This is a genomic window from Pseudosulfitobacter sp. SM2401 (assembly GCF_042932805.1).
In the GTDB taxonomy this organism is placed as follows: Bacteria; Pseudomonadota; Alphaproteobacteria; order Rhodobacterales; family Rhodobacteraceae; genus Ascidiaceihabitans.
The window spans coordinates 4,082,363-4,102,102 of sequence record NZ_CP170633.1; the positions used below are offsets into that span (position 1 = coordinate 4,082,363).

Here is a 19,740-nt window from a genome sequence, read left to right on the forward strand (position 1 = left end):
ATGGCTCCTATTGCAGGGCAAGTACCAGATCGATGAGCGCGTCAAACGCCATCTGCGGTGTGGTGTCCGATGTGATGTTCGCAGCGCCGATCAACGTGGCATAGCAAGACAAGGCAAAGGCCGGATTCTTGAGACCCAACTGGCCCAAAAGGCGGGCAATATGCGCCAGACGCTGTTCGTCAACTTGCGCAACAGCTTTTGCAGCATTGGCATTCGACTGTGCCCAAGCGCGGATCGCAGGATCAGCCTTGGATTGCATGATCTGAGCGGCGAAGTCGCGCAACCGAGCATCAGCACTGCCGGTCGCAGAAAGCTGGTCAACGACATCTGCAAAAGCGTCACTTTGCCAGCGTGCAAGAACCGCCCGATGGAACGCAGGGACGTCGGTAAAATGCCAGTAGAACGACCCCTTAGTGGTGCCGATCGCCCGCGCCAAAGGTTCGGCTCGCAATGCGTCGGGCCCTTTGGTAATCAGAGCCGCCAGACCTGCTGCGGTCCAAGTGTCGATGCTGTGGCGTTGTGTTTTCATGTGATCGCCATACGGTGACGTATGCTGTCGCACAAGTGGTGTCTCTAGATTTTTACGAGATTGGCGATTTGTCGCGCGAGGTATGACCGTGAGGGGGCATCGCTGCACAATTCCAAAGCACATTGATAGGCGGCGTGGGCTGCTTGGGGCTGATCGTCTATCACCAAAAGATGCGCTTGTGTCGCATGAAACGGTTGAAAGTTCTTAATCTGCTTGGCAGATATCTGATCAAGCAGGGCCAATCCGGCCTTGGCATTTTGCGCGCGGCCAATGGCTGCGGCTTGGGCCACGGCACTGCCCAGCGTCGGATACAATCGGTGCAATGCCGTCGTCAGTTGTGCGATTGCCTGCCAATCGGTTTCACTTGTGTTGGCACGATGTGCATGGACAGACTGGATTGCAGCCTCGATCTGGAACCGCCCGATCTGCCCCATGGATTGGGCGTGCCCGAGCATTTTGGTGGCGTAATCAATCAACCGGTGATCCCAGTTTTCCGTGTCTTGCAAGTGCGTTGGCACCAGAACCCCGTTCAGGATGCGCGCACTGCTACGCGATTGCCCAAAAGCAATGAGTGCCGCGAGGCCGAAGGGCTCAGGATCGTTCCGGTGCAATTGAGTGAGAAGAGACGCGAGATATAGCGCTTCGCCCGCCAATGCGTCGCCGCCCTGCAACCAATCGAGGGCGTAGGCACCGTAGATCGCCTCGGTCACGGCAGACAAACGGGCGGGCAGGTCCGTGCTGTCAGGAATGGAAAAGGTGATACCGCTATCTTTGATCTTTGATTTTGCGCGCACCAATCGCTGGGCCATCGCCGCTGGCGGCAACGCAAAGGCGCGGGCGATGTCGGACGCTTGAACACCAAGCACGGTTTGCAACATCAAAGGCGTGTGCATGGCGCGATCGATCGCGGGGTGGGCGCACACGAACATCAGCTTAAGCCGCTCGTCAGGGAAATCTGCGGGATCAAGGTTGGCCATATCGGGAATATCCGTTTCAGGAACCAGACGGGCATCCCGACGCTGAACATCTGTCAACCGATTGCGCGCAGTGGTCAAAAGCCATGCTTGGGGATTGGCTGGAACACCATTGGCCGGCCATGTTGTCAGCGCCTTGGCAAAAGCATCCGATAGCGCATCTTCGGCGGCGGCAATGTCACGGCCACGACTGGCAAGGATCGCCACCAGCCGCCCGTAAGACGCACGCGCAGCGGCTTCGGCTGCATTTGCTGTCGCGTTCGTCACCCCATCATCGACGCGCGAATTTCGACCTTGCCGCGCCGCGCTGCCGGACATTTGCGCGCCCATTCCATCGCGGCATCAAGGTCTGGAACATCGACCACAAAATACCCGCCCAGCGTTTCTTTGGTGTCGGCAAAGGGGCCATCTTGGATACGCTCTGTACCCCCCAACAATGACAGGGTCGTGGCCGTGTGCGTGGCGTACAACCTGTCGGTATCCACAAAAACGCCAGCCTCGTTCAGGTCCTGAATATAGGCCCCGTACAGTTGTTTTTCCTTGTCCCAGTCATCGGCCGTCAGATGGGCCAGATTGGCGGGATCGGTGTATAGTAAAAATGTATAACGCACGTTTTTGTTCCTTAGCTGGCCGTGTTGAGGTTGCTGAGACCCTGTTCCAAAGTCTTGCCGATCATTTTGTCCATGAACAGACCAAATGTGCGTTTGATCGGGTTCAAGCCCATGTCGGCCTGCATGGTCCACGTCACTTCTGTGCCATCTGCTTTGGGCAGGACCGTGAGAATTTGAATAGGCTGCCCCATCGCACCGAGGTCAATTGCATAGGTCACCGAGGTGTCGGTGATGGCCGAAACTGTCTGTCGGCCTTTGCCGTCTTTGCCCTCGAACTGAAACCCTGATCCAACGCCGTGGTCAGGACCAAAATGACTGATTTTCAGGTCAGGGTCCGCAGAGGCATAGGGGTTAAAGCTTTGATAGCCCATGTTGGACGCGGCCCGTGCAATGATATCTGCCGGAGCGGCTTGGACCAGCGCTGTGCGTTCAACGACGACATTGCGGGGCAGCAAATACGTCGCTGCAGTCAGCCCGCCAATGCCGGCCGCAGCAACGACGAAGGTTTGTATGAGGGTCATGATGTCTCTCCTTGGTGTCATGATCAAAAGCAATTTGTGCTTTCATGAACATGACGAACGCAGCAGAGCCGGATCGACAGTTTAGCGAAATATAATTGAGAAATTGGGACTGAGGATAAAAAAGGGGCCAGCGCAGTGACCTGGCTGACCCTTTTGGTTTTTAGGCGTCGTGGTGTTAACCTAGGATGCGTCGCGCGATGACTTGCGCTTGAATTTCCGCGGCCCCTTCAAAGATGTTCAGGATGCGGGCGTCGCACAGCACGCGGCTGATTTTGTATTCCAGCGCGAAACCGTTGCCGCCATGGATTTGCAGACCGTTGTCGGCAGCCGCCCAAGCAACTCGTGCGCCCAGCAGTTTCGCCATGCCCGCCTCTACGTCGCAGCGCCGGCCTTCGTCTTTTTCAAACGCGCTGAAATAGGTCAGCTGACGGGCCACCATGATTTCGACAGCCATCATCGCGAGCTTGTTTGCAACGCGCGGGAATTCGATCAGGGACTTGCCGAACTGTTTGCGGTCAATTGCGTACTGCATCGAAATATCTAGCGCGGATTGCGCCACACCAATCGCACGTGCGGCCGTTTGGATGCGTGCGGATTCGAACGTCTCCATCAGCTGTTTAAAGCCTTTACCCTCTTCGCCGCCCAGAAGGTTCTCGCCTTTGACGTGAAAGCCATCGAACGCCAACTCGTATTCTTTCATGCCGCGATAGCCCAAAACTTCGATTTCGCCGCCGGTCATACCGTCCGTTGGAAACGGGTTTTCGTCGGTGCCCGGGGTCTTTTCGGCCAAGAACATCGACAGGCCTTTGTAGTTGGTCGTGTCGGGATCGGTGCGGGCCAGCAAGGTCATCACGTGGGTGCGAGATGCGTGCGTGATCCATGTTTTGTTGCCGGTCACGGTGTAATCGCCAGCGTCGCCTTTGACTGCGCGGGTGCGCAATGCGCCCAGATCCGAGCCTGTGTTTGGTTCGGTGAACACGGCGGTTGGCAGTGTCTCTGCGGAGGCAATTCTTGGCAGCCACTTTTGTTTTTGCTCGTCAGTGCCGCCTGCGATAATCAGTTCGGCCGCGATTTCAGAGCGGGTCCCGAGGGAGCCAACGCCGATGTAGCCGCGCGACAATTCTTCGGACACCACGCACATGGATGCTTTGGACAGGCCAAAACCACCGTATTCTTCGGGGATCGTCAGGCCAAAGACGCCCATTTCAGCAAGATCGTCGATGATTTCCATCGGGATCAGTTCATCCTTGAGGTGCCATTCGTGGGCAAAGGGTTCGACCTTTTCCACAGCGTAACGGCGGAACTGCTCGCGGATCATTTCCAGTTCTTCGTCCAGACCTGTGGCCCCGACGGTCACATTTGCTGATTGTTCCTGCATCAGATCAACCAGACGAACGCGGGCCGCTTGAGTGTTGCCGCCTTGGGTCAGGGTTTGAACCGCAGGCTCCATCATGCCGCGCATCTCGGACTGGTCCAGACCCATATCTTGCAGCCGCAGCATTTCGCCCTGGTTCATCTGGATGCCGCCGTAGACCTGCCAAAGGTACTCACCAAAGGTGATTTGCAGGATCAATTGTTCGACTTCGCCAAATTTTCCGTCCGCATTTAACGTTTCGGCCCACGCGTGCATTTGGCGCAAAGATTGGGCGTAAGTTGCCAACCAAGCGAGCCCGTGTGTGGCCGTTTGGTGCTGTTCTACAAGGCGCGCGGACACACGACCATCCTCAGACACCAAACCACGCAGGTGGGTCTTGGCAACGTCCAAAATGCTCTCGACAGGAGCGATTGCCGCACCTGTGAGGGAAAGCAGATCGTCGAGGATAACCGAATGTGTCATCGTAAGGTCTTGTCCATCATGGGCCATGCATCACTTCCTTTTTGCTTGGGTCAGGGTCTAATCCTTTCGCAGGTGCAGCGCAACAAAAATACATTTGAGTGCGGCATCTTGTTCGAAAATTGCGCGTTGATTTTTTGCGGTGCAGCACTAACGCTAGGTGCTATAGCGGGCACATGGATATTTTGTTCGAAATCATGACGCTCCCTCAATTCATTTTTGCGTGCTGCATCGCGTTGTTGGCGGGATTCGTCAAAGGCGTCGTCGGATTCGCAATGCCGATGGTTTTTATATCTGGCCTCAGCACCTTTCTCGCGCCTGAGTTGGCTTTGGCGGGGCTGATTCTGCCCACTTTGGTGACGAATGTGATGCAATCCATGCGCCAAGGGCCGCGTGCTGCATGGGAATCAGTCAAACGATTCCGTGTCTTTTTAGGTGTCGGATTGGTGACACTGGTGCTCGGGGCGCAAATGGTGCGCGTTTTGGAACCCGCCACCATGCTGCTGGTGATCGGCGTGCCAGTGGTGGCATTCGCCTGCATGCAGCTGGTTGGTTGGGCCCCGACATTGCCCAGTGCCTCGAACAAGGTCGCAGTTGGCGTTGGCGCATTCACCGGTTTCATGGGTGGATTGTCGGGCATCTGGGGGCCGCCAACGGTCGCGTATTTGACGGCGTTGAACATCGGCAAAAACGACTTTATGCGCGTCCAAGGCGTGATCTATGGTTTGGGCGCTGTGGCGCTGACGCTGGCACATATGGGGTCTGGCGTTCTGCGGGCGCAAACGTGGCCGTTGGGAATCGCAATGGTGCCAACAGCGGTTTTGGGCATGTGGATCGGCGGGCAAGTATTAGACCGTATCGATCAGGCGATGTTCAAACGTGCAATACTTGTGGTGTTGCTTGTCGCTGGCCTAAATCTGCTGCGGCGTGCGGTTATGGGTTGAAACCTAACGCGGCAAAGAAGAATGGGCCTGACCAACTGGCCAGACCCATTTACCAAAACACTGGTTAAAAATTCTAAAGTATTAGGCGCGCCGAGCGACTGTTGTACCGGCGACGTCTTGGATGAAGGTCACGATGCGCGCCTTCATTTGTTCGTCCTTGATCGAAGCAACAGCGCTGACGATGTCCATCGCGCTATCTTTTTGCGTGTTCGCATCTTCGTCGAGGCCTTCAAAGAAATAGGATGTTGGCACTTCCAGAATATTGGAAAGCTCAAACAAACGGCTTGCTGCGATTCGGTTAGAACCAATTTCGTATTTTTGAATTTGTTGAAAAGAAAGTTTTAGGCGACGGGCAACATCTGTCTGAGACAAGCGGCGCAGAGTGCGGGCTTGCTTCAATTGGCGCCCGACGTGGATGTCTACTGCATGTGGCATTTTTATTTATCTCCGGTTGAACTGATTACTGTAATCGTAAAATTTGCCACGTCAGGCAATTGAGTAACTTTTTACATAATGCAACCATAGATAATGCATTGATGTATTAAAAATTTACCTATAAGGTTACACTAACTTACCATCGACGGTGTATTGATCATCCGTCTGCCTGAATTCTCTCCGAATCTCTAAGAGCTCTTGGATAATATGACGACCGTTAATCAGCCCTTACTTTTTGAAATGATCCGGTCATTCACGACATTGGCGCGGACATTAAATTTGTCGCATGCAGTCGAAGAATTAAAGAGCACGCGCCAAACTGTACGCCGCCATATTGAGGCGCTGGAATCTGCAATGGGCGCGCCTTTGTTCGAAGTCAAAGACCGGCGCTATCAATTGACCCATGCGGGCGAACAAATGCTGCCTTCCGCGCAGTCTATTCAGGCACAAGGCCGGCTGTTTCTGCGCGGTGATCTGGGCGAAGTCGACGGCATGATGCGCATGGCTTATCAGGACGGCGAAGGTTGGTATTTTTACATTCAAAAGCAAAAGATTAGCAGCGTTTGGGATTGTGGTTCAGGTCTGCTTCCTGCGGCGGTTCAGGCGTGGGCTGCGTCCAAAGGTGAGCTGGAAAGCGACGCGATGAATGTCGTGCGCCCCTTTGTGTTGGTGTACCGCGACACGCCCGCTGGCTGGTTGTGCAGTGAAGTGGGTGAAAATTCATTCTTTCGCAAGTGGTGGGGCCGGACCGAAGCGTTATCAAGCGTTGGTCGCCCATTGGACCAATTCCCTGGCGGACCAGAAGTCGCAGCGATCATGAAATTGCCATTTGTTGAGGTGCAAACCACCAAAGGCATTCGTCTTGATCAGGTCGCAACCTTGCTGCCACGGGGCGAAGATAGTGCCCCAACGACAATCGTTTTTAACCGACTTCTTATGGCCGCACGACTGCCCGATGGTAGCGACGTTCTGGTTGTAGTGGTTGATAGGGCTAATCAACTTATGATTGCCGACCTGGACAGCGCAATTTTAGAACGGATACCGGATGATGTAGTGCTAGAATTTTGATCTGATTAACCAATTTCTGAGTGTTTCCCGCCCAAGTGCGCTACACTCCCTAGTGAAGTAAACTCACTAGGGGCAGAAAATGACTTTTCAACACATCCATAATAGCGACCAGTTTGTTAACTCAGTTACTAAGTTATTGAATACACACGGTGTGTATCTGACCGTTGGGTATGATTTTAGCGTTTATCGCGACATCCTGAAAAAGTCTTTTCCAGATCGTAAAATAGGGACGCCGTTTGATTGTGATTCGCACGATCTGGACGACGGAAGCGCTTTTTGGATCATTGGCCACTCCCAAGATGGTACAATTGTACACACTCAGGCCATGCGTATGCTAAAAATGGGCCCGCGTAATCTCGCTGATTTTCTGACGTTGCGGTTTCACGAATTTGCACCGGCAGGCGTGGAATTGGACATGACGCGCAGCAGCTATCGTGCCGGTCCCGGTGCCAAACGGATGGATGGTCGGATCGCCTATCACGGTGAATATTGGATCGGTGGTGCGCCGGGTCAATTCCGTGGCACCGGCCTGTCGTGTATCCTTAGCCGCTATGCGTTGTGGCAGGCGATGGAACATTGGGACCCTGATCACATCATCGGATTTATCGCGCAAACCAATGCATTTAAAGGGTTTGTGGAGCGCACAGGCATGATGCATACCGAACCAAATGCGGTCATGATGTGCCCCAAGGGCAGTGACAAAGTGATCAACGGATTTTTGTCGTACCTGCACCGTGAAGATTTGCCTTACTTGCTGGACATCCCACTACAGGCGGCTTTGCTTGAGGCAGCCTAAATCGCAAACTGTTAGAAACAAAGAGTGCGGCAATCAGATTTGATGCCGCACTCTTTGTTTGTCGTTTTGGTGCCTGATCAGCCGATTGCAGCAGATTTCACGTCATCATCAATGTGCGGCAAATACTGTTTAAAGTTATCTGAAAACATCCCGATCAGTTTTGTGGCTTGGCGATCGTAGGATTCAGGATTGTCCCACGTGCGGCGCGGATCGAGCAGAATATCTGCCACGCCGTTAACCGAGACTGGCACGTCAAATCCAAAGTTCGGATCCTTGCGGAATTCGGCACCGGCCAACGACCCGTCCAGAGCAGATGTCAGCAGTGCACGCGTGGCACGGATCGGCATGCGCGAACCCGTCCCATAGGCACCACCGGTCCACCCTGTGTTAACCAACCAGCAGGTCGCGCCATGCTGGGCGATTTTTTCGCGCAACAGGTTGCCGTAGACTTCTGGGCGACGGGGCATGAACGGCGCACCAAAGCAGGTTGAAAACGTCGGCTCTGGTTCGGTCACGCCGCGCTCTGTGCCGGCAACCTTGGACGTAAAGCCGGACAAGAAATGGTACATCGCCTGTGCAGGTGTCAGACGCGCGATAGGGGGCAGAACACCAAACGCATCACAGGTCAGCATGATGATGTTCTTGGGGTGGCCACCTTGCGCATTTGCGCTCGCGTTCGAGATATAGTGCAGCGGATAGGCGCAACGCATGTTCGCCGTCAGGCTGTCATCGTCGAAATCCAGCTCTTTGGTTTCTTCGTCGTAAACCATGTTTTCGATCACGGTGCCGAATTTCTCGGTCGTTGCGTAAATCTCTGGCTCGGCTTCGGCGCTGAGGTTGATGGTCTTGGCGTAGCAACCACCCTCAAAATTGAAGGTGCCGCGATCGGACCAGCCATGTTCATCGTCACCAATCAACGTGCGGGCAGGGTCAGCAGACAGCGTGGTTTTGCCGGTGCCGGACAGGCCAAAAAACACAGCCGTATCAACAGGGTTACCCGTCGCGTGGTTGGCCGAGCAGTGCATCGGCATGACGCCTTTTTCGGGCAGCAAGTAGTTCAACAGCGAGAAAACAGATTTCTTGTTTTCGCCAGCGTATTCCGTGCCACCGATCAGGATCAGCTTTTTGTCAAAGTTCATCGCGATGACGGTTTCGGACCGGCAATTGTGCTTGGTCGGATTGGCTTGGAAGCTCGGGCAGTTGATGACGGTGAAATCCGCAAAGAAATCATCCAGGTCTTCACGCTCTGGGCGGCGCAGCATGTGGCGGATAAACAGGCCGTGCCATGCCATCTCTGTCACCATACGTACGTTAATCGAATAGGCGGGGTCAGAGCCGCCAACCAAATCCTGCACGTAATAGTCTTTGCCCTTCATGTGCTCCAGCATGTCGGCGTACAGCGCGTCAAACCCGGCTTCGGACATTTCGGCGTTGTTTTCCCACCAGATGGTATCAACAACACTGGCTGTCTTTACGACGTGCTTGTCCTTTGGGGACCGCCCTGTGAATTTTCCTGTGGTAACAAGGAACGCGCCACCTTTGCCCAGTGTGCCTTCGCCGCGCTTAAGGGCGGCTTCGATCAGCGCAGGCTCGATCTGGTTATAATAGACATTGCCCAGCCCTTTGATGCCTTGATCTGCGAGCTGAAATTGCGGGTTTACCCGTCCAAATGTCATATGTCGTCTCCTGTTTCCGCCAGTCTCGATGCTGGGCGGATGATCAAAATGAGGTGCAACACTGGTGTGGCCCTCGTGTGATGAGGGCGTCTTAGCATGGCGTCTCAAAGGATGAACAGGCAGCTTTGACGCAGTTAGCGCCACCAATTTGCACTTTGGCGGTTCGTCGCAGGCGAATTCATACCCGCCTGACGCGAAAGTGCGGCAATTTAGCCATTCCTAACCTGTTTGTGGCCTTAATGTGGCGTGCCTACAGACCGATTCGCACTTTTGGATTGATTCGACCGGCCAAAACGCAAAGAGTGACAGAAAAAAATAATGTGGCAGTAGCAGTACAAGGAAACAGGCAATGAACAAGATTGCATTGGTAGACGACGACAGGAATATCCTGACGTCGGTTTCAATGACTCTCGAAGCCGAAGGTTTTGAAGTAGAGACATATAACGACGGACAGGCAGCGCTTGACGCATTCAACAAGAAGTTGCCTGACATGGCCGTGCTGGACATTAAGATGCCACGCATGGACGGAATGGATTTGTTGCAGCGCTTGCGTCAAAAGACGACGATGCCTGTGATCTTCCTGACTTCTAAGGATGATGAAATTGACGAGGTTTTGGGCCTGCGTATGGGGGCCGATGACTACGTCAAAAAGCCGTTTTCCCAGCGCCTGCTGGTAGAACGCATTCGCGCGCTCTTGCGCCGTCAAGAAGCGCAAGCCGGTGAAATCGTTGCAGATAGCGAAGAAACTAAGGTCATGGAACGCGGCGAATTGCGGATGGATCCGCTGCGCCACGCGGTCAGCTGGAAGGGCAACGATGTGTCCCTGACAGTCACCGAATTCTTGCTGTTGCAGGCTTTGGCACAACGCCCGGGTTTCGTGAAATCGCGTGACCAGCTGATGGACGTTGCCTATGACGACCAAGTTTACGTTGATGACCGCACGATCGACAGCCACATCAAACGCTTGCGCAAAAAGATGCGTACGGCAGATGATGAATTCTCAGCGATTGAGACGCTGTACGGTATCGGTTACAGATACAACGAAGATTGATAACGTAAGTGTAACCTCTGGCTTTGGCCGAAAGGACGTTTGTGCGGGACATGGCACCAACTCCATCGCGGGACGGTGATGTGGTTTTGGGCGACGATTGGGTCGCCCCGGACGCAACAGCACCTTCAGAAATGCGCGCTCGCCGTGAACGGCGGGGGCTATTTTCGTTGCGCGCTTCGGCTCTCACCCGCAAAATCATCACCTTCAACCTGATTGCGTTGAACGTTTTGGTTGCGGGTATTCTTTACCTCAACTCTTCTCGTGACAGTCTGGCTGTACAGCGCGCCGTTTCACTGGTCAGCGAAGCAGAGCTGATCGCCGATGTCCTTGAGGCGCAATTGCCAACAGGTGCGCCAGTCAATTTGGCCACGGGCGATGGCATTGACGTTGATGCGTCTTTGGACGGCCTTGATCTGCGCAACGGGATCGAAGTTTTCATCTTTGACCCTACCGAAGCTTTGATCGCCAACACCAGCGGTAGCGTGGCCATTCCCGGCGCGGACCAACAAGCGGGTGGCGGCACCACGATTTTGACCGATGGTCTAAATTGGTTGTGGTCCAAAATTTCATCCCCCTTTACCAGCAAAACCGAAGAACAAATTGCGCCGATCCAAGAACAATTGGCCGCACGTGTGGCGCTTAGCCTGACGGATGGTACGCAAATCGGTGATGCAAAAGATGCCAGCGGTGGCGCATTGTTTAGTGTCGTCACTCCGATCCGGCAGGGTTCTGTCGCGGTGGGTGCGGTGGCCGTGACCAGCGCCAGTGGCGAAATCGATACGCTGGTGCGGGGTGAACGCGAACGCATGCTGCAAATGTTCATCATTGCGACCCTTGTGTCCATTGGGCTCAGCCTCGTTTTGGCCTCAACCATTGCGAACCCGCTTTCTGATTTGGCCGCCGCAGCCGAATTGGGTCGCGATAAAAATGCACGCAAAGTGAACCCGGGGCGCATCCGTATTCCTGATTTGACGGCGCGCCCGGACGAGATTGGGCGCCTGAGCGGTGCGTTGCGTGGGATGATTGCCGCACTCTACAATCGTATCGACGGCAATGAACAATTCGCGGCTGATGTGGCGCATGAGATCAAGAATCCGCTAGCGTCTTTGCGTTCTGCCGTTGGCACGCTGCGGATGATCAAACGCGAGGATCAACGCAACAAACTGCTGGATGTGATTGATCACGATGTGCGTCGTTTGGACCGTTTGGTTAGCGACATTTCAAACGCTTCGCGCCTCGATAGCGAATTGGTCAAAGAAGAAGAAGAACCGTTCAACATTCTAAATATGCTGAACAACCTTGGGCAATACTTGGGTGAAGATGCAAAATCGAAGGGTATCGATTTCATCACTGATCTACCTCCGAACCCGATCGAGCTTCATGGACTTGAGGCACGCCTTGCGCAAGTTTTTGTGAATCTGATCACCAACGCGATTTCGTTCTGCGAAGATGGCGATGCGATCCGCATTTGGGCGCGCAAACGCGAAAACCGTATTCTTGTTGTTGTCGAAGACACGGGCCCCGGCATTCCCGATCAAGCCTTGTCTAAAATCTTTAAACGATTTTATTCGCAACGCCCCGAAGAGCACTTTGGCAATAACTCCGGTCTTGGCCTGGCGATCTCGAAGCAAATTGTTGAGGCGCATGGCGGCGTGATCTGGGCAGAAAATATTCGCCCGACAAATGCGGACATCACGTCTGATCCGCTGGGCGCGCGCTTTGTCGTGGGTTTACCTGTCTAAAAGGCAGCTGGATGAAATGTGTCACCCTACATGCCAGTTGCGTCGCCCTTCAGGGCCAGGGCGTTTTGATTTTAGGGCAGTCTGGGTCTGGTAAGTCGTCCTTGGCGCTTGAGCTGATGGGTTACGGCGCGGATTTGGTCGCGGATGATCGCACAAACTTAACGCGAACAGGCGCGAGTATTGTTGCGACCGCCCCGGCGACTATCGCCAATATGATTGAGGCACGTGGGATTGGCCTTTTGAACGCCGAAAGTATCTCGCAGGCGACAATTCACTGTGTTGTAGACATGGATCAAATCGAAACAAAACGTTTGCCTGAGCCGCGAAATTACACCCTTTTGGGCCTCGAAATCCCATTGCTTCACAAAATTGGGAACCCCTCATTTGCCGCATCACTCTTGCAATTTATCAAGGCAGGACGGCAGGATACCACATGAGCACATCTGACCCAAACCCGCGCCGCGTCGTCTTGGTTACTGGCCCGTCCGGTGCTGGTCGCTCCAGCGCTATTCGGGTGCTAGAGGATTTGGGGTTTGAGGCAATCGACAACATGCCGCTGCGTCTGATCCCAGCTTTGCTGAGTGATCCTGCTGCGGGTAAACCAATGGCTTTGGGAATTGATCCGCGCAACCGTGATTTCTCGACGACGGCTGTCATGGACGCTTTGGGACAAATGGCAGGGTTGCCCGGATTTACGCCTGAATTGCTGTATCTGGATTGCGCTACGGATGTGCTGTTGCGCCGGTTTTCCGAAACGCGCCGCCGTCACCCGTTGGGCGATAGGCCTGCGGCGGGCATCACGCGCGAGTTAGAGATGCTTGGCCCGCTGCGTGAGCGCGCGGATGTGCTGATCGATACCTCTGCTTTGAACGTTCATGAATTGCGCGCCGAGGTCGAGGAATGGTTCGCGACCGGTTCGCAGGATCGGCTGTCTGTTTCGGTTCAGTCATTTTCATACAAACGCGGCTTGCCCCGCAGCGTCGACATGGTGTTCGATTGCCGGTTTCTGAACAATCCGTATTGGGAACCATCGCTTCGCAGCGGCACAGGGCAGGACAAAGCCGTGGCCGATTACATCGACAAAGATCCGCGTTACGCGACGTTCCGCCAAAAGGTGCAAGACCTCGCCTTGTGGTTGCTGCCGGCCTATTTAGATGAGGGCAAATCGCATCTGTCCATTGCATTTGGCTGCACAGGCGGGCAACACAGGTCCGTTGCCATGGCTGAGTCTTTGAACCGGTTTTTGACCCAAGCGGGATGGCAGGTGTCGCTCAGGCATCGCGAACTTGATCGACGAAAGAGAGAAGAGGCTAGCACGTGATAGGCATTGTGATCGTTGCACATGGGGGATTGGCGCGCGAATACCTTGCGGCCATCGAACATGTTGTCGGATCACAGACTGGCATCCGGGCCATCTCTATCGAAGCGAACCATGACCGCACAGACAAACAGACCGAAATTTGCCAAGCCGCCGATGCGGTTGATGACGGCAATGGCGTTGTGGTTGTGACCGATTTATTTGGCGGATCACCATCGAATCTCAGCCTTATGGCGTGCCAACCACAGGGGCGGCGCATTTTGTATGGCGCAAATTTGCCCATGTTGATCAAATTAGCCAAATCCCGCCACAAGCCCGTGGGTGATGCCGTGCGGGCTGCATTAGACGCAGGCCGTAAATATATCGACAGTCAAAACGTCAGCGCTGAAAGTTAATACCGCATTATGACCAATTGCTCCCTTACAATCGTTAATGAAAAAGGTCTGCACGCCCGTGCGTCGGCCAAATTGGTCGAGGTCGTCGAGGCTTTTGACGCTCAGGCTGAGGTCAGCAAAGATGGCATGTCTGCATCAGGCGACAGTATTATGGGGCTTTTGATGTTGGCAGCATCAAAGGGAAGTATTATTGAAATTGAAACTACGGGGCCGGATGCAGACGCATTGTCAGACGCATTAACGGCTCTTGTTGCTGACAAGTTCGGCGAAGGGGCCTAGTTTAGGTCTATCCATGCGATAAAATAAAGGTTTGAACACGTTGGTCGATAGCGTTCACGATGCAGATGCCGAAGGGCAAGTAGAAGCGGCGAGCTTCAAGAAATATGACCGGCGCAGCCTGTCGTATGCATCGACGTTTGACGATCCGTGGAAATCCACCGTGATCCGGATCATGGAGGCACTGACGGGCAAGTTGACCGTGCTGCGCCTTGTTAAAAAATTCGAGCAACAAGAAGCACCTTCGGGTCAAGGCTTTTGGCGCGCGGCGCTAAATGTGATGGGGATCGAACTTACGACCCCGCAATCGCAACTGGATCGTATTCCGAAAACCGGCCCTGTGATCGTCGTTGCCAACCACCCGCACGGAATGGTTGACGGCATGATTTTTGCCGACCTGATTGGTCGCGTGCGCCCGGATTACCGTATTCTGACCCGTTCACTGCTGACCGCGATTGACGAAGTCGCTGGCAGTTACATGATCGCTGTGCCGTTTGCCCATGACCCAGAGGCGCTGACCAAAGGCGTCGCAATGCGCGCCGCAGCAATGAAGCATCTCAAGGAAGGCGGCGTCGTTGCGCTGTTTCCATCCGGCGGCGTTGCCCATTCCGAAACGTGGTTTGGCCCTGCTGTCGAGGACGAGTGGAACGTGTTTACGGCCCAACTGATCCGTCGGTCCGGCGCGGCGGTTGTGCCAATGCATTTTCCGGGCCAAAATAGCCGTATCTACCAGATAGCAAACAAAATTTCACCGATTCTGCGTCAGGGTTTGCTGCTGCATGAAATCGTGTATTCACTGAATAAACCACAGGGGCCTGTGGTCGGAGATCCGCTGAGCGATGATGAGATCACCAAGTGGAAAGACGATCCACGTGGCTTTATGGCTTGGTTGCGCGATCACACCTTGGCGCTCAGAGACTAAGCGCAGGAAATTCCGCAATCGGGCTGGCCAAAAACGGGCCGAAATTTATCTGGTCGGGATCGGCACGTCGCCGCGATAATCATAAAATCCACGCTGTGTTTTACGGCCCAACCAGCCTGCTTCCACATATTTGGTCAGCAACGGGCAGGGGCGGTATTTTGTATCCGCCAGCCCGTCGTGCAGCACGTTCATGATCGCCAAACAGGTGTCCAATCCGATGAAATCCGCCAGTTCTAGTGGGCCCATTGGATGGTTCGCGCCCAGCTTCATTGAGCTGTCGATGGACTGCACGTTTCCGACGCCTTCATACAATGTATAGACCGCCTCGTTAATCATCGGCATCAGGATACGGTTCACGATAAAGGCCGGAAAATCTTCGGCAGAGGCGGCGGTTTTGCCCAGCTTATCAACGACCTTCTTGCACGCATCATAGGTCGGCGCATCGGTCGCAATACCGCGGATCAATTCGACCAGCTGCATGATTGGCACCGGATTCATAAAATGGAATCCCATGAATTTTTCAGGACGATCCGTCCGGCTGGCCAGTCGCGTGATCGAAATAGAAGAGGTGTTGGACGTCAGAATCGTGTGCGGTTCCAGATGTGGCAGCAACGCATCAAAGATCTGCTGCTTGATCGGTTCTTTTTCAGTCGCAGCTTCGATGATCAAATCACTGGGGCCGATTTCCGCCAGTTCTTGGGTTGTCGAAATACGGGCCATGGCGCTGGCTTTGTCGTCAGCGCTGATTTTGTCGCGGCTAACTTGGCGTTCCATGTTTTGGTCGATCAATGCGACAGCGGCGGCAAGGGTCTCGGCGCTGATATCGTTCAACAAAACATCGTATCCGGCCAGCGACATCACATGCGCAATCCCGTTGCCCATTTGCCCTGCACCCACGATGCCAATTTTCTGTATGTCCATAACGATACCTTTCCAGCGGATGCTGCACTGCCGCACCATAGCGGTCAGATGTGCGCAAGAGCAAGGCGGCATCAGCGACACCGTATCGCCACATTTGGTTAGGGGTTTGTCAGGATATCGCTGCCATAACTGCCGTCGGGTGAGATGAGAGGTGGACCGCATGAGTTTTGATGCATTGGGGACAGGTGCCCTAGATTATTTACCGTGCCGCTATGGCACATCCAAATTGCTGTTTCGCGGGCCGCGTCGGACTTTGACGGTGCCTTATGTCGCGTTTCTAGGGGGCACGGAAACCTATGGAAAATTCATCGAAAACCCGTTTCCGAGTTTGGTTGAACAGCATATCTCGATGACTTGCGTGAATCTTGGCTGCGTGAATGCAGGCATTGATGTGTTTTCGAAAGACATGCAAATCGCCGAGATGACGAACGATGCCGCTGTGACAGTTGTGCAGATCATGGGCGCACACAACATGTCCAACCGATTCTACTCGGTACATCCACGCCGCAACGATCGATTCTTGCAAGCGTCTAGCTTGTTACAGGCAATCTACCGTGAGGTGGATTTTGCAGAGTTCAATTTCAACAAACACATGTTGGGCCGTTTACTGACCTTGTCACCGGACCGGTTCCAAACGGTAGTTGATGAATTGCGCGAGGCATGGGTTGGGCGGATGCGCGGTATGCTGCGAGGGATCAGCGGTAAAACGGTTCTGTTATGGTTTGCAGATCATGGGCCTGAGGACGATCTGGCACCAGATGACGAACGTGATCCGTGGTACGTGACACGCGCCATGATCGAGCAGCTGCGCTCCGAAGTGACGGATGTGGTTGAGGTGGTCGCCTCGGACACGGCTCTTGCGTTAGGGACGGAAGGTATGGTGTTCAGCCAGATGGAAACGCCGGCTGCCAACAATTTGATGGGCCCCGCAGCGCATCAAGAAGCAGCAGAAGCAGTCGCCGCCAAATTGCGCGAGATCATGTAGAAACGAAAAAGGCCCGCCGAGTAACCAGCGGGCCCTTATTTTTATCCTGAGCTGCCTTACAGCTTTTCTATCAGCTCTGGTACAGCGTCGAACAAGTCTGCAACTAAGCCGTAGTCGGCGACCTGAAAGATCGGCGCTTCTTCGTCTTTGTTGATCGCCACGATGACTTTGGAGTCTTTCATACCTGCCAAGTGCTGGATCGCACCGGAGATACCGACAGCCACGTACAACTCAGGTGCGACGACCTTGCCTGTTTGGCCAACTTGCCAGTCGTTTGGTGCGTAACCGGAATCGACCGCTGCACGGGATGCGCCAACAGCAGCACCCAGTTTGTCAGCCAGTTTTTCGATCAGAGCGAAATCCTCTTCGGACCCGACACCACGACCACCGGAAACAACGACACCCGCAGATGTCAGTTCTGGACGATCAGAGGCAGCAACTTTGTCCTCGACCCATGACGACAGGCCAGGATTGCCAGCAGCGCCAATGTTTTCGACCGCGGCAGAACCACCGGTTGCAGCAGCATCAAAGGTCGCACCGCGGAAGGTGATAACCTTTTTCGCGTCAGACGATTTAACCGTTTGCATGGCGTTGCCCGCATAGATTGGGCGCTCGAACGTGTTCGCATCGATCACGGCTGTCGCATCAGAGATGATCATCGCGTCCAGCAGTGCAGCAACGCGCGGCATGATGTTTTTTGCGTCAGTTGTTGCAGGTGCTACGATGTGTTCGTAATCGCCAGACAAAGACACCAGCAAATCAGCGACAGGCTCTGCCAAACGTTTGCCGTAGATCGCGTCTTCGGCGCACAGCACTTTTGCGACGCCAGAAATTGTTGCAGCCTCTGTTGCAGCGGCGGCGCATGTGGCACCTGTGCAAAGAACAGTCACGTCGCCAAGGGAACCCGCGGCAGTCACAGCTTTTGCTGTGGCGTCCATTGCCAGTTCGCCGTCGTTGACTTCTGCCAGAAGAAGTACAGCCATTATACAGTCCCCGCTTCTTTAAGTTTCGCGATCAGCTCTTCAACTGATGCAACTTTGATACCGGCGGCACGTGCTGCTGGTTCAACCGTTTTCACAACTTCCAAACGAGGGGTCACGTCAACGCCGTAGTCCGCCGCTGTCTTTTCATCCATCGGCTTTTTCTTGGCTTTCATGATGTTTGGCAGGGACGCATAACGCGGCTCGTTCAAACGCAAATCAACCGTAACAACCGTTGGCATGGACACTTCGATGGTTTGCAAACCGCCGTCGACTTCGCGTGTCACTTTGGCTTTGTCGCCAGCAATCTCAAGCTCGGAGGCAAATGTCGCTTGTGACCACCCCATCAAGGCGGACAACATTTGGCCTGTGGCGTTCATGTCGTTGTCGATGGCTTGTTTACCGCACAGAACCAAACCGGGCTGTTCTTCGTCCACGATCGCTTTCAGGATTTTGGCAACAGCCAGTGGTTCGATGTCTTGGTGAACGTCATCCGCTGCAATCACCAGAATGGCGCGGTCTGCACCCATCGCCAACGCGGTGCGCAGCGTTTCTTGGGATTGCTTGACGCCAACGGAAACGGCGATGACTTCGTCCGCTTGACCCGCTTCTTTGAGGCGGATGGCCTGTTCGACGGAAATCTCGTCAAACGGGTTCATCGACATTTTCACGTTGGCGAGATCAACACCTGAACCGTCCGCTTTGACACGAACTTTCACGTTATAATCAATCACGCGTTTTACAGGTACTAGCACCTTCATGAGCGTTTCTCCTTTAGATATTCGACTCACCCGAATGGGCAATCATCACAGCTTGAACATTTCTTAGCGAAGCCGTGGCCGCGTAGACAGTGCAAAATCGTCATGTTGGCGCAAACGGACGCCGCGTTTCGTTTGATTTGTCAATTTCTAGCGATTTGCGCCCGGAACCCACAGCACATCTGCTTTGCCGCCATCATTGGCAATGCGTGCGGCCACAAAGAACCAATCGCTGAGGCGGTTGAGATATTTGATGGCTGCGGGGTTCACGGATTCCAGTGTCGCCAGTTCTACAGAAAGGCGTTCGGCGCGGCGTGCAACGGTGCGGCACACGTGCAAATGGGCCGACAATTTTGATCCACCCGGCAGAATAAAGCTGCGCAGGGGATCCAGAATTTCGTTCATCGCGTCGATTTCGTTTTCCAGACGCGTGACTTGGGCGTCGGCCATGCGCAACGGCGGGTATTCGGATTCGGCGTCCTTTTCCATGTCGGGGCGACACATGTCCGCGCCCAGATCGAAGAGGTCGTTTTGAATACGGCTTAGCGCGTCATCAACGGCGTCACCTGCCTCAAGGCGTGCGACCCCGACAAAGCAATTCAGTTCGTCCGAGGTGCCATAGGCCGTGACCCGCATCGCGTGTTTTGCAACGCGCGTGCCGTTGCCAAGCGCTGTTTCACCAGCATCACCGGTTTTTGTGTAAATTTTGTTTAAAACAACCATTGTTGTTAGCCCCCTTGGCGTTTGAGGTAGACGTAAATCACGATCAGCCCAACAGCGACCGCCTGCCCGATAATCCGGTAACGCATCAGCCGGTTAGAATTGCTGTGCAATTTTCCACTGCCTTTGCCAAATCCCGTCAGCCCCAAAACGAGGATGCCAACGACAATCAGCACAGCAATGACAACTAGGGCAAATAGGGGATCAGACATGAATTCAGGCTTTCCGTTGCGCGTTTGGCTTTGATGTAGAGGGCGCGCGCGCAAAAGCGAAGGAATTTTATC

General features: G+C 54.2%; 23 protein-coding genes. 11 read left to right on the top strand and 12 right to left on the bottom strand.

Going from position 1 to position 19,740, the window contains the following annotated elements; genetic code table 11:
* Nucleotides 1-7 precede the first annotated feature (7 nt).
* The 5 genes from ACFIO0_RS20160 to ACFIO0_RS20180 all read right to left on the bottom strand — a co-directional run bounded on the left by ACFIO0_RS20160 (nt 8) and on the right by ACFIO0_RS20180 (nt 4,499).
* Nucleotides 8-529: a TetR family transcriptional regulator gene (locus tag ACFIO0_RS20160; protein ID WP_390912212.1), complete on the bottom strand. Its 522-nt coding sequence runs from the start codon at nt 527-529 to the stop codon at nt 8-10.
* A gap of 44 nt (nt 530-573) precedes the next feature.
* Nucleotides 574-1,821: a DUF6596 domain-containing protein gene (locus tag ACFIO0_RS20165; RefSeq protein WP_390912213.1), complete on the bottom strand. Its 1,248-nt coding sequence runs from the start codon at nt 1,819-1,821 to the stop codon at nt 574-576.
* A complete protein-coding gene (locus tag ACFIO0_RS20170) occupies nt 1,767-2,114 on the bottom strand; it encodes a YciI family protein (RefSeq protein WP_390912214.1) in 348 nt (115 codons plus the stop codon). Before ACFIO0_RS20170 ends, ACFIO0_RS20165 begins: the two co-directional genes overlap by 55 nt.
* Before the next feature lie 11 nt (nt 2,115-2,125).
* Nucleotides 2,126-2,635, bottom strand: coding sequence for an SRPBCC family protein (locus tag ACFIO0_RS20175; protein ID WP_390912215.1), 510 nt, complete (start codon nt 2,633-2,635; stop codon nt 2,126-2,128).
* Between the two features lie 175 nt (nt 2,636-2,810).
* Nucleotides 2,811-4,499 (bottom strand): acyl-CoA dehydrogenase family protein, encoded by a 1,689-nt coding sequence (locus ACFIO0_RS20180; RefSeq protein ID WP_390912216.1) that lies wholly within the window; start codon nt 4,497-4,499, stop codon nt 2,811-2,813.
* A 146-nt stretch (nt 4,500-4,645) separates the two neighbouring features.
* On the opposite strand from ACFIO0_RS20180, the gene ACFIO0_RS20185 reads away from it, so the two are divergent.
* Nucleotides 4,646-5,413: a TSUP family transporter gene (locus ACFIO0_RS20185; protein WP_390912217.1), complete on the top strand. Its 768-nt coding sequence runs from the start codon at nt 4,646-4,648 to the stop codon at nt 5,411-5,413.
* An 81-nt stretch (nt 5,414-5,494) separates the two neighbouring features.
* Here the strand turns inward: ACFIO0_RS20185 and ACFIO0_RS20190 are convergent, their stop codons facing one another.
* Nucleotides 5,495-5,812: a helix-turn-helix domain-containing protein gene (locus ACFIO0_RS20190; protein ID WP_390912218.1), complete on the bottom strand. Its 318-nt coding sequence runs from the start codon at nt 5,810-5,812 to the stop codon at nt 5,495-5,497.
* A 276-nt stretch (nt 5,813-6,088) separates the two neighbouring features.
* Between ACFIO0_RS20190 and ACFIO0_RS20195 the strand changes: the two genes are divergently transcribed.
* Together ACFIO0_RS20195 and ACFIO0_RS20200 are read left to right on the top strand one after the other, a co-directional pair.
* Nucleotides 6,089-6,916: a LysR family transcriptional regulator gene (locus ACFIO0_RS20195; protein WP_390912219.1), complete on the top strand. Its 828-nt coding sequence runs from the start codon at nt 6,089-6,091 to the stop codon at nt 6,914-6,916.
* Between the two features lie 325 nt (nt 6,917-7,241).
* Complete coding sequence (locus ACFIO0_RS20200; RefSeq protein ID WP_390912220.1) at nt 7,242-7,712, top strand: hypothetical protein; 471 nt, start codon at nt 7,242-7,244, stop codon at nt 7,710-7,712.
* A gap of 77 nt (nt 7,713-7,789) precedes the next feature.
* Here ACFIO0_RS20200 and ACFIO0_RS20205 read toward each other — a convergent pair whose 3' ends face one another.
* Nucleotides 7,790-9,388 carry a phosphoenolpyruvate carboxykinase gene (locus ACFIO0_RS20205; RefSeq protein ID WP_390912221.1) on the bottom strand — a complete coding sequence of 533 codons (1,599 nt, stop codon included), beginning with the start codon at nt 9,386-9,388 and terminating at the stop codon, nt 7,790-7,792.
* 349 nt (nt 9,389-9,737) lie between these two features.
* Between ACFIO0_RS20205 and ACFIO0_RS20210 the strand changes: the two genes are divergently transcribed.
* Genes ACFIO0_RS20210 through ACFIO0_RS20240 form a run of 7 tightly spaced genes read left to right on the top strand, consistent with a single transcriptional unit; the run spans nt 9,738 to nt 15,092 of the window.
* On the top strand, nt 9,738-10,439 hold the full coding sequence (locus ACFIO0_RS20210; protein WP_390912222.1) for a response regulator: 702 nt from the start codon (nt 9,738-9,740) through the stop codon (nt 10,437-10,439).
* A 50-nt stretch (nt 10,440-10,489) separates the two neighbouring features.
* On the top strand, nt 10,490-12,181 hold the full coding sequence (locus ACFIO0_RS20215) for a sensor N-terminal transmembrane domain-containing protein (RefSeq protein ID WP_390912223.1): 1,692 nt from the start codon (nt 10,490-10,492) through the stop codon (nt 12,179-12,181).
* A gap of 11 nt (nt 12,182-12,192) precedes the next feature.
* The gene (locus ACFIO0_RS20220) at nt 12,193-12,618 is read left to right on the top strand and encodes an HPr kinase/phosphorylase (RefSeq protein WP_390912224.1); all 426 of its coding nucleotides are present in this window, start codon (nt 12,193-12,195) and stop codon (nt 12,616-12,618) included.
* Nucleotides 12,615-13,502, top strand: a complete 888-nt coding sequence (gene rapZ / locus ACFIO0_RS20225; RefSeq protein WP_390912225.1) for an RNase adapter RapZ — start codon at nt 12,615-12,617, stop codon at nt 13,500-13,502. Before ACFIO0_RS20220 ends, rapZ begins: the two co-directional genes overlap by 4 nt.
* Nucleotides 13,499-13,894: a PTS sugar transporter subunit IIA gene (locus ACFIO0_RS20230; protein WP_390912227.1), complete on the top strand. Its 396-nt coding sequence runs from the start codon at nt 13,499-13,501 to the stop codon at nt 13,892-13,894. The genes rapZ and ACFIO0_RS20230 overlap by 4 nt, the downstream gene beginning before the upstream one ends.
* Nucleotides 13,895-13,903: 9 nt before the next feature.
* Entirely contained in the window at nt 13,904-14,173 is a 270-nt protein-coding gene (locus tag ACFIO0_RS20235) for an HPr family phosphocarrier protein (RefSeq protein WP_390912229.1), read from the top strand.
* A gap of 40 nt (nt 14,174-14,213) precedes the next feature.
* Nucleotides 14,214-15,092, top strand: a complete 879-nt coding sequence (locus ACFIO0_RS20240) for a 1-acyl-sn-glycerol-3-phosphate acyltransferase (protein WP_390912230.1) — start codon at nt 14,214-14,216, stop codon at nt 15,090-15,092.
* A gap of 45 nt (nt 15,093-15,137) precedes the next feature.
* Here the strand turns inward: ACFIO0_RS20240 and ACFIO0_RS20245 are convergent, their stop codons facing one another.
* Entirely contained in the window at nt 15,138-16,013 is an 876-nt protein-coding gene (locus ACFIO0_RS20245) for a 3-hydroxybutyryl-CoA dehydrogenase (RefSeq protein WP_390912231.1), read from the bottom strand.
* A 160-nt stretch (nt 16,014-16,173) separates the two neighbouring features.
* Between ACFIO0_RS20245 and ACFIO0_RS20250 the strand changes: the two genes are divergently transcribed.
* Entirely contained in the window at nt 16,174-16,998 is an 825-nt protein-coding gene (locus ACFIO0_RS20250) for a DUF6473 family protein (protein ID WP_390912233.1), read from the top strand.
* Nucleotides 16,999-17,054: 56 nt separating this feature from the next.
* On the opposite strand, the gene ACFIO0_RS20255 is transcribed toward ACFIO0_RS20250, so the two are convergent.
* From ACFIO0_RS20255 to ACFIO0_RS20270, 4 genes are all read right to left on the bottom strand, one after another.
* Nucleotides 17,055-17,981 carry an FAD-binding protein gene (locus ACFIO0_RS20255; protein WP_390912235.1) on the bottom strand — a complete coding sequence of 309 codons (927 nt, stop codon included), beginning with the start codon at nt 17,979-17,981 and terminating at the stop codon, nt 17,055-17,057.
* Nucleotides 17,981-18,739: an electron transfer flavoprotein subunit beta/FixA family protein gene (locus tag ACFIO0_RS20260; protein ID WP_390912236.1), complete on the bottom strand. Its 759-nt coding sequence runs from the start codon at nt 18,737-18,739 to the stop codon at nt 17,981-17,983. The genes ACFIO0_RS20255 and ACFIO0_RS20260 overlap by 1 nt, the downstream gene beginning before the upstream one ends.
* 147 nt (nt 18,740-18,886) lie before the next feature.
* Complete coding sequence (locus ACFIO0_RS20265) at nt 18,887-19,459, bottom strand: cob(I)yrinic acid a,c-diamide adenosyltransferase (RefSeq protein WP_390912238.1); 573 nt, start codon at nt 19,457-19,459, stop codon at nt 18,887-18,889.
* A gap of 5 nt (nt 19,460-19,464) precedes the next feature.
* On the bottom strand, nt 19,465-19,668 hold the full coding sequence (locus tag ACFIO0_RS20270) for a twin transmembrane helix small protein (protein WP_390912240.1): 204 nt from the start codon (nt 19,666-19,668) through the stop codon (nt 19,465-19,467).
* Nucleotides 19,669-19,740: the final 72 nt, after the last annotated feature.